The 10,305-nt window shown below is 71.3% G+C and carries 3 protein-coding genes; 2 read left to right on the forward strand and 1 reads right to left on the reverse strand.

From position 1 onward, the window contains the following. Positions 1–163: 163 nt before the first annotated feature. Complete coding sequence (locus tag ACIOGZ_RS35480) at positions 164–2,266, forward strand: polyprenyl synthetase family protein (protein ID WP_400988971.1); 2,103 nt, start codon at positions 164–166, stop codon at positions 2,264–2,266. Between the two features lie 315 nt (positions 2,267–2,581). After that, positions 2,582–3,655, forward strand: a complete 1,074-nt coding sequence (locus ACIOGZ_RS35485; RefSeq protein WP_400988973.1) for a cytochrome P450 — start codon at positions 2,582–2,584, stop codon at positions 3,653–3,655. A gap of 11 nt (positions 3,656–3,666) precedes the next feature. On the opposite strand, the gene ACIOGZ_RS35490 is transcribed toward ACIOGZ_RS35485, so the two are convergent. Further along, positions 3,667–10,221, reverse strand: coding sequence for an SDR family NAD(P)-dependent oxidoreductase (locus tag ACIOGZ_RS35490; RefSeq protein ID WP_400988975.1), 6,555 nt, complete (start codon positions 10,219–10,221; stop codon positions 3,667–3,669). Between the last annotated feature and the right edge of the window lie 84 nt (positions 10,222–10,305).

The following is a 10,305-nucleotide window of genomic DNA, read 5'->3' on the forward strand; positions in this document are numbered from 1 at the left end:
AGCCCAGGGCGACCTAGGGTGCGGCGTGGCAGAACCTTGATACGTGTGCGGAGTCGAGCTGAACATGGGCAGGCTTGTGGAGGTTCCCGTTACCACGACCGCCACCGGCGGGAACAGGCGGGCGGACGCGGAGCCGGCGCCACGGTGGGCGGACCGGTGGCGCGTGCGTGCCCTGGTACGGACACCGCAGGGGGACCAGTACGCCTTCGAGGTCACGTTCGTCCGCAGCGGCGAACCGCAGGTGCCCGGACCCGCCCGCACCACGCTTTCGTGCGGCACGACCGACATCACCGGCCGTGCCTTCGCCCGCAGTTCGTGGCTGGACGGCCCTGCCCTGCGGGCCTGCCGGACGGCGCTCGCTCACGACACCTCGGTGGACCGGCGGGTGCGGGCCGCGTTCGACGACGCACTGGCGACGGGTGTGCCGACCCTGCCGGACCGGCTGTTCAGCCATCCGGTCACCACGGCACCGGACGGGAAGCTCGACTTCGGCCCCGTCGGCGCGTTCGAATCCCCGGCGGAGGGATCCTGGCGTCTCCGGCTCGCGGACGAAGCACAAGGGCTCGACGTGCTTCTGGAGTTCCTCCCCTGTTTCGACGGGCAGGGGTGGCGCGGTTCGGGCGTGGTCGCGACGTTCACCGGGCGCGACGGTAGCCCGACCACCGCCACCGGCACCGCCTGGTACGAGGAGCCCAGTGATGAATCCCTCGGGCCAGGGGCGGCTGCTGACACGGCGGGGAACGAGCTGTCCCTCTACCTGGACAACGGCTGGCACCTGGACCTGGACAGCTGCTCGGTCGCGGACGGGCCGGGGCCCCATCAGCGGTTCCTGCGCGCGACCGCGCCGGACGGGCGGCTCGGTGTACACACCTGCACGGTCAGCACGGAGGAGACCTGGACATCGTTGGCGACCCTCAACGTCTACCCCGTCCGGTGGCGGTTGAGGGTTCCGGATCTGGCGCTGGACCTGACGGTGCAGGCGCGTGTACCCGAGCAGGAGTCGCGGTCGCTGCTCACGGGCGTGGGCTGGCGCGGTCATGCGGCAGTGCACGGCTCACTGGGTCACCGGCCGGTCGGCGGGGACGCCTTCGCGGCGACCGAGCCGGACGGCGGCCTGGTCAACCTGGAGCGTCACATGAGCAGCATCGGCCGGGTGGTCCGGGAGGAGATCCGGGCCCTGTACCCCGATGCCTGCGACCGCGCGTCCGTGCACTCCATGGCGGGCCTGCGCGGCGGCGAATCCCTGGACGACAGCTGTCGACGGGATCTGGCGGCGGCCCTCTCGGCGCCGGTGCGTCACCTCTCCGACGTCGGAGGGAAGACCTGGCGGCCGTACAGCGCCGCCGCCGTCCTGGAGATGTTCGGCACCGGCGCCGACCGCTACCGGCCGTTGCTCGCCGCCATCGAGCTGTTGCACATCGGCTCCCTGATCATCGACGACGTCCAGGACAGCTCGCCACTGCGACGGGGGCGGCCCGCAGCCCACACGGTGTACGGCCAGGCTCTCGCGATCAACGCCGGTACCGCCGCCTACTTCGCCTTCGACCGGGTGCTGCGCGACACTGTTGCGGACGACCCCGAGCTGCGTCTGCGGATCTACGAGGTCTATCTGCGGGGGCTTCGAGCCGGCCACGCCGGGCAGGCGCTGGACATCGCCGGGCATACCGCGGCGATGGACCACGCGGTCGACTCCGGTGACCCGACCCTCCTGCTCGAACGCCTGCGCACCACTCATCGCCTCAAGTCCGGCATCCCCGCCCGAGGCACGTGCGAGATCGCGGCCCTGCTGGCCGGAGCCGACCGGGACCAGATCCGCGCCACCGGCGACTACTTCGAAGCGATGGGACTCGCCTACCAGATCAGCGACGACGTGGCCGACCTGTACGGCGTCACCACGGCAGCCGACCGGGCCCACGGCCGCGCAGCCAAACGAGCCTGCGACGACCTCCATCAGGGGAAGGTCACCATGCCGCTTGCCCACGCCGTGGGCCTGATGCCGCCGAGCGCCCTGCGCGCGCTGTGGGCGGGAGTCCGTGGCGGCGCCACAGACTCCCGGTCGATCGAAGCGGCCAGCCGCGCCCTGCGGGACTGCGGGGCGGTAGCGGCCTGCGAGAACGAAGCCGAACAGCTGGTCGAACTGGCCTGGAACGCGAACGCACGGCACTGGCCGCACACCCAGCACAAGGTCATGCTACGCGCGGTCGGCTGGTATGCCGCCCGACGCGAGCCCGACCGCGCGGTGCCGTTCCAGGGGCGAGTGATCTGAGTGATGAGTCCGCTTCGCTGTCCTGTGTCCAGTCCGACGCCGGACACAGCCCTCCGGCCCGTACCCGGCCGCCACGGGCGCGCGGGTTCATGGCGGGGCATCCCGGGGAACTCCGGCTTCCCGTTCCTCGGGCAGTCCCTCGCCTTCAGAAGCGACCCGGTCGGCTGGGGGATGAAGCGTTACCGGCGCTATGGGCCGGTGTCCCGTGCCACCATCGTCGGCAACCGGGCCGTCTTCCTGGCCGGTCCCGAAGCCGTGGCGCCGGTACTGGCCAACCACGACCGGGTGTTCGCCAGCGGCCCTGGCTGGAACCCGGTGGTCGGCTCGCTGCTCCCGGACGCACTGTCCTCGATGGACGCGGCTGAACACCTGTACTGGCGGCGGATCATTCAGAGCGCCTTCAGCCGCGACAGCGTGCGCGGCCACGTGGAGAACTCGGCCGCATTCACCAGAGCTCAGACCGACACCTGGCAGACCGGCGACGGGTTCCGACTGCAGTCCGCCCTGGAACGGCTCATGGTGGGCCTCTCGCTCCAGGAGTTCACCAGCACGTGCGAGATCGGGAGGCTGGAAGAACTCAACGAAGGGTTCAAGGCCATCAGCAAGGCCGCTGTGTCACCCCTGCGCATCCCTCTGCCGGGGAGTCTGTGGGCCCGTGCCGCCAAACAGCGGGCGACACTGGAGACGTACTTCGGGGAGATGATCACGGCCAAGCAGGGCACCAGCGGCGATCTGCTCGCCCGCCTCGCCACGCTGCCCGAAGCCGCCCACGGCGGCCGGAGCCTCGCCAACTTCCTCGTCGCTTTCTTGATCGCCTCCTACGGCACGACGGCCAACACGCTTGCCTCCGCCTGCTACTTCCTGGCCAGGCACCCCGAGTGGCAGGACCGGGTCCGCGCCGAGTGCCTGTCGGTCGGGACCCCGGAACTCGGCCTCGCGCCGACGGACCGGCTCAAGGACCTCGACCGGGTGCTCAAGGAGACACTCCGTCTGCTGCCACCGGTCTTCATCATCCCGCGGGCAGCGACGCGGGACACCGAGATCCTCGGGCACCGCATTCCAGCCGGCACGTTCGTGGCGGCGCAGATCATGCTCACCCAGCGGCTGCCCGAGATCTGGCCGGACCCCGACCGTTTCGCCCCTGACCGTTTCGATTCGGCAGGCCGCACCACCGGTCGGCAACGCGACCTTCTGATGCCTTACGGCAACGGCGTGCACAAGTGCATCGGCCTTCACCTCGCCGAGGGGCAGATGAGGACCATCATGTATCACCTGTTGACGACGTTCCGTTGGAGCATCCGGGAAGACCGCGAACGGGCCTTCGACTTCTCCGTCCTGCACTGCTTCGCGGACGGGCTCCCGGTACGACTGGATCGGCTTCCCGGATAGCAGGCGGGTCATCAGGTGTTGGTGACCGCGCCGTTGGGAGCTGCGGCGGGCGGCTGCTGCGGGAAGGGCAGGGCTGCGAGTACGGGCGCGTTGGTACTGGGCTGTGCCTCTCGGGGCACCGGCGCGGTCACAGCGGTGAAGTCGGCGGCCGAACCGTCCGGGGCGGGGCCAAGACCCAGCCGCAGCTGCACGAGCTGGGCGATGTCCGCGATCGTCGCGTTGCCACGCAGAAGTTCCATGGGCGGGATGTCCACGCCGTAGCGCTGCTGGAGCGAGATCAGTAGCTCGGCCGCCATCAGCGAGTCCAGGCCGTACGCGTCGAGCCGACGATGGGGGTCGAACTGTTCGGGATCCATCTGAAGTACTGCGCCCAGTAGCTCGGTCAGGTTCTTGGTCAGGAAGACCAGCGGCTGCTCGCCGGCCAGTCCGCGGATGAGCTCCGTACGGCTGACGCCGTCCTGATCGTCGCAGGCGGGGGCCAGCCCCGTCATTCGCGGGCTGGTCGCCAGCTTCAGGATCGCGCCGGCCTTGGCCCAGTTGTAGCGGCCCACGCCCGCGACGACGGCGCGGGCGTCGAGAAGTCGTTCTGCGGCGGTGAACGCCTCGGTCGGGCGGACCTGTTCGATGCCGAGACTGCTGAGGGCCTCGGTCAGGTTGTTGCGGGTGACGTAGCCGGTCTCGCTGATGGCTCCCCAGGCGATCGCGAGCCCGCTGCGTCCTTCCTGTCGTCGTCGGCGGACCAGGGCTTCGAGGTAGAGGTTGGCCGCGGCGTACGTGCTCTGCCTGAGGTTGCCGACCATGGCGCTGCCGGAGGAGTAGAGCAGGAACAGGTCGCAGTCGCGGTCCCGGGTCAGTGCGTCCAGGACGGCGGCCCCGCCGATCTTGGGCTTCAGTACGGCGGCGATGCGCTGCTCGTCGAGGTCCACGAGCGCGTCGTCGTCCAGGTGCATCGCGCAGTGGACCACGCCGCGCAGCGGGTGACCGTCGGCATCGATTGCGGCCACCACGGCCCGCATGGTCTCCGGGTCAGTCGTGTCGGCGGCGAAGGCGGTTGCGGTGACCCCGCGATCGGCAAGGGCGGACAGGATGGCGCCGGCCTCCGGGCTGTCCGTACCCCGGCGTCCGACCAGGGCCAGGTGCCGGGCGCCGAGGCCGGCCAGCCAGCCGGCGGTGGCTGCACCGAAGCCGCCCAGCCCACCGGACACCAGGTAGGTGGCCTGGGGGTCGAGCGTGGGCGTGCGCGTGATCCGCTCGACCGCCGGGGGTTCGTCCAGGGGGCTGAAGGTGACGACGACCTTGCCGATGTGCCGGGAGTGCTGGATGAGCCGGAAGGCGTCGGCGACCCGGGCGGCGGGGAATGCGGCATGTGGTAGCGGGTGGCACCGCCCCTCGCGCAGCAGCCGGCCGACCTCGGCGACGACCAGGTCGATCTCCCGGGGAACATCGAGGATCGCGTTGAGGTCCACCCCGAAGAAGGCGATGTTGTTGCCGAAGGGGCGCAGCAGCAGCGGTTTGTTCTCGTGGATGTCGCGTTTGCCCAGTTCGAGGAACCGGCCGCCCGGGCGCAGCAGTTCCAGGCTGCGGGTGATCGCCTCGCCCGCGAGTGAGTTGAGAACGATGTCCACGCCCCGGTGCGCGGTGATCTGGAGGACCTGGTCGGTGAAGTCGAGGCTGCGCGAGTCCAGCACGTGGTCGATGCCCAGCGCGTGGAGATAGGCGCGTTTGAGGTCGCTGCCGGCGGTGGCGATCACCGTGGCGCCGTGTGCCCTGGCGTACTGGACGGCCGCCAGCCCGACTCCGCCGGCGGCCCCGTGCACCAGGACCGTTTCGCCCGGTTGGATCCGGGCCAGGCGGAACAGGCTGTAGACGACGGTCGCGAGGGCCACGGGCGTGGTGGCGGCCTCGTCATAGCTGAGGCCCGCCGGGATGGGCCACAGGTGCGAAGCGCGGGCCACGGTGTGCGAGGACAGCGAGGCAGCCGCCATGCCGGCGACCCGGTCACCCGGCCGCAGGCCGGTCACTCCGGAGCCGCAGGCCGTCACGACGCCGGCGCATTCGAGGCCGAGACCGCTCTCGGACGGCGTTCCCTCGATGACCGCCGCCGGAAGCAGGCCGGTGACCTGCATCAGGTCGCGGTAGTTCAGCGTGGCGGCCCGCACCTCGATGACGACCTCGCCGGGCCCCGGTTGCGGGCGTCGGACCTCCTCCCAGGACAGGTTGTAGGAGAGGCCGGGGTTGCGCGACCTCAGCGCGAACGGGACCGCTTCCCGCGTCGGCCCGGCCACTGGTCGGTGCTGCTCGCGCGGGACGAACCGGCCGCCCGCGGTCAGCACGACCTCGTCCTCGGTGCCGGGACCGAGTAGTTCGCGGGCCAGCCGTCGCGCGTCGGAGACCGGGTCGGCGCCGGGCTCCAGGCAGATGCGGCGTCCGTCCAGGTCCGGGTGCTCGTTGGCCAGGCAGCGCGCCACGCCCCACGCGGCGGCGTGGACGGGATCCGTGATCCGCGCCAGGGCGGGCACGGCGCCGCTCGTGCGGGTCACCAGCCACAGCCGGGCACCGACCTCGCGCGGCAGACGTGCGCAGGCGGCCGTGACCACGCGCAGCAACTCCGTGTGCCTGGTTGCCTGGACGACCTGGTCCGCAGGGTCGTTCTGCGACGAGGGTTCGTTGTGCGGCGAGCCGCCGAGGAGGAGTGCGATGTCGACGGAGTCGATCACTGGAGTGCTGAGGCCGGTCTCGGGCGGGGCGGTCGCGGCGGACAGGGCCCGGTCCCAGGCGGATGGTTCGGCTTCGGCCCGGATGACGCGCACGGTTGCTGCGTCCGCAGCGGTCAGCGTGTCGGCCAGGGCGTGGACCAAGGGGTCCTGGCCCACGGTCTCGGACGCGATGACGAACACCGCTCCCGCCGGCGCGGTGGGCAGTGCGGGCGGTGCCGCCGACTCGGGCGTAGGGGCACCGGCGAGCAGGACGCTCCGGTGGTCGCGGGTGGGCTTGCGGTCATGGCCGGTCTGCACGATGTCGCGGTAGCCGCACCGCTCCAGCAGGGCGGGCCACTGCTCGCGCGACAGCAGCGGGAAGTCGGGCCGCAGCTCGGTGTCGGTACCGGTGTGAAAGCTGTCCGGGGTACCGAGGGAAAGGGCGAGCATCTCCGGGTCGTGCGACTCGCCGATCAGCAGCTGGCCGCCCGGGGCGAGCAGGGCGGCCACCCTGTGCAGTGCCGCGGTCAGGTCTTTGGCCATGTACAGGGAGTCGACCGCCACCACCACGTCGAATCCCTGCTGCGGATAGCCCTGCCCGAGCGGGTCCGCATCCAGGTCCAGCACCCGGTAGTCGACGAAGTCGTAAGCAGCGAAGCGCTTCTGGGCACGCGGGAAGAGGAGCGGGGAGACATCGGTGAAGCAGTAGCGGGTCCGTTGCGCGGGCAGCAGCGGAAGCAGCGCCGCCGTGGTGCCCCCGGTACCGGCCCCGATCTCCAAGACCCGCAGCGGACGGTCGACCGGCCAGTCGCGCAGCATCTCGCGCAGCAGTGCCTGGGTGAGGCGATTGTGGAAGCGGGAGACCGGGGCGGTGTCGTGGAGTTGCTCCAAGGCTTTGGCCACGGGCTCGGAGCCCAGCAGCTCCACGGGATCCGTGCGGCCGCGCAGCACTTGCTCGAGGTGGGCCCATCGGTGGGTTCCGAGCGCGGTCTCGGTGACGAACGCGGGTAGCTCGGTGGCGATCTGTCGGACCAGCTGATCGACGGGGAACTCAGCTGCCGTCAACCGCCACCGGCCGTCCGGTTCGCAAACCAGCACCCCGTGCCGGACGAACAGGGGGATCAGCAGGGAGACCAGGCGACGGAAGCGCGGTTGCATTCCGGCTGCCACGAGATCGTCCAGTTCGAAGGGCGCGGACGGCTCGGGCAGTACGGCGGCCAGCGTGGTGCCGATGCTGCGCGCGCTGCATTCCTTGAACAGTGGGACGAACCTCTCATGCCCAAACCGCCGCCAGTCGGATCGCAGCTCGGCGATCCGGTCGGCCGCCGCCTGTTGCACGGTCCGCGGGGGTGGCAGGGGGGACGGTTCGCAGGGAAGGTCGCTGTGCGGGGCGGCGCGCAGCACCGTGTGGTAGACGGCAATGCCTGCGCGCGCGGTGACTGCCAGACGGCGCAGCCGACAGCCGTCGAGTTCGGCGGTGACGACGCCGTCCTGGTCGGTGAGCGTGATGTCCCAGCAGACCTCCTCGGTGGTCCGGGTGCGTTCGCGTACCCGGACGACACCGGTTTCGGGCAGAGTGCCCCAGAGACGCACCGCCCCGATCGAGACCGGAAGACATGCGTGCCCGTCGGTCACCAGCCCCGCCAGCAGCGGGGCGCCTGCCTGCAGCGCGCCGTCCAGCAGAGCGGGATGTGCGGTGTAGGGATCGCCCGGTGTGCTGTGGTGGTAGGTGGCGAGGACTTCGCCTTCACCCACGCGCAGTTCGCGCAGTACCTGGAAGCCGGGACCGTAGGCCAATCCCGCCGCCGCGCACGCCGTGTAGTGTTCGTCGGCCGACGTCAACCGTGGGCAGCGTTCCCGTACCGTGTTGAGATCAAGGGATTCGGGGCGGTCCCGCAGCAAGGCGCGAACCCTCGCGCGGGCGTGCGGGCGCGCTGCGTCGGCCGCGCGGCCGGGGCCGTGGTTGGTGCTCGTGATGCTCACCGTCCCGTCGTCCGGGGAGAGGCTCAGCTGCACGCGGACACTGGACGGGTCTGCCCAGGGGATCACCAAAGCGTGGCTGAGATCGAGATGCTCGACCTCCACCGGGCCGGCGCAGACCGCCCGCCCGGCCGCCAGCGCCATCTCCACGAAGCCGGTGGCCGGCATCACCACCGATCCGGCCACTCTGTGGTCGCCCAGCCAGGGCAGCAGTACCGGTTCGATGGGGCCCTGCCACACCGGCAGCGGGGCAGGCAGTCGCTCGCCCAGCAGCGGATGGCGCAGCACGCCGTCGCCGCTGCTGCTGATCCAGGACTCCCGGGTGCCCTCCCAGTGGCGTTCGCGCTGCCAGGGGTACGCGGGAAGGCCGGTGACCTGGCCCGGGCGGGGGAAGTACCGACCCCAGTCGATGTCCGCTCCGGCGGCGAGCAGCGCTGCGTGGGTGGTGGCGAGCTGCGTGGCTCCGTCCCCGTCACGGCGCAGTGTTCCCAGCACCGTGACGGCGGTTCGGGGGCGCGTGGCGGCGATACGCCGCAGGTAGGTCTGCAACACCGGGTGGGGGCCGATCTCCAGCAGGATGTCGCCCCCGTCGTCGAGTGCCTGCTCCACTGCCGCGCTGAACCTGACCGGCCGACGCACGTTTTGCCACCAGTACGCCGCGTCCAGGTCAGTACCCCCGGCCCTGGCGCCGGTGACGGTGGAGTGCAGTGCGACGGCGGCGGGGGAGGGCGCCAGCGCGGCCAGCGCGGCGCCCAGGGGCTCGGCCAGACTGTCCATGGAGCTGCTGTGGAAGGCGTAGTCCAGGTCGAGTTCACGGAAGAACACCGCCTGCCCGGTCAGCTGCCTTCCGAGGTCGGCCAGCGCCTGCGGGTCGCCTGCGATGGTGACGTCCTGCGGACTGTTGACACCCGCGATCTCCAGCCTGCCGCCGAACGAGGAGAGTCGCTCGGCCGCGCGCTCCGCCGACAGCCCGACCGCCGCCATCCTGCCGCCGCCACGGGTGGCGCCCTGCAACCGGCTGCGTTCGGCGATCACCAGCGCGGCCTGGGCCAGGGTGAGCGCCCCGGCGCAGTGTGCCGCGGCTACCTCGCCGACGCTGTGCCCCAGCACCATCGCCGGCTCGATGCCTCGCTCGCGCAACACAGCCGCCAAGGCGACCTGGAGCGTGAAGAGCAGTGGTTGTGCGCGCTCGGTCAGGTCCAGGCACCACTGCTCGGGCGGCGCGGCCAATGCCTCGGCCGCCGACCAGCCCAGAAGGGGGGCCAGTGCTGCGTCCACCCGGTTCACCGTCTCGCGAAAGATCGAGTCGCCCGCCAGGAGGTCGGTACCCATCCCGGCCCACTGCGACCCGTTGCCGCAGAAGACGAACACCACCCGGCCACGCTCCACCGCCTTGGCACTCGCGCCGGCCGCAGGTGCTCCCGCCCCGCGCTCCCACCCGCCGACGGCTGCGGCGCCACCCGAGTGCGTCACACCATCAGCCTTTTGCTGAAGGGATGTTGATGCTTCGTCAGTAGTGGCAAGAGCGGTGAACCCGCGTTCCGCGTCCCCCGTGGAGTGGGCGAGCACCACCGCGCGGTGCTCGTGCTTGCCGCGGCGCCTGCACGAGGTGTAGGCGATGTCGTAGAACTCCCGTGGCGCGGCGCTGGCCAGCCGGGCCGTCATCCGGCGCACCGCCTCGGCCAGAGCCGGTTCCGTGCGCGCCGAGACCAGCACCGGCAGGCCCTCGGGCGGTGCCGTGGACGCGCCGGGCGGCAGGACGGGGGGAGCGGAGGCGAGCACGGTGTGCGCGTTCGCACCGCCGAACCCGAAGGAGTTCACCCCCACCACCAGACGCCCATCGGTGGGCAGCGCCCGGTTGCGGACCTCGATCCGCAGGCCTAGCCCCAATGCCGGTGACTTATGACTTAGGCCGTGCCCGGTCCGGCGATCGTGACGATTGTCGGAGCGGGTTGCGGCCAGTTGCGGTGTTGG

The organism is Kitasatospora sp. NPDC088160, from assembly GCF_044741445.1.
Taxonomy (GTDB): Bacteria; Actinomycetota; Actinomycetes; order Streptomycetales; family Streptomycetaceae; genus Kitasatospora.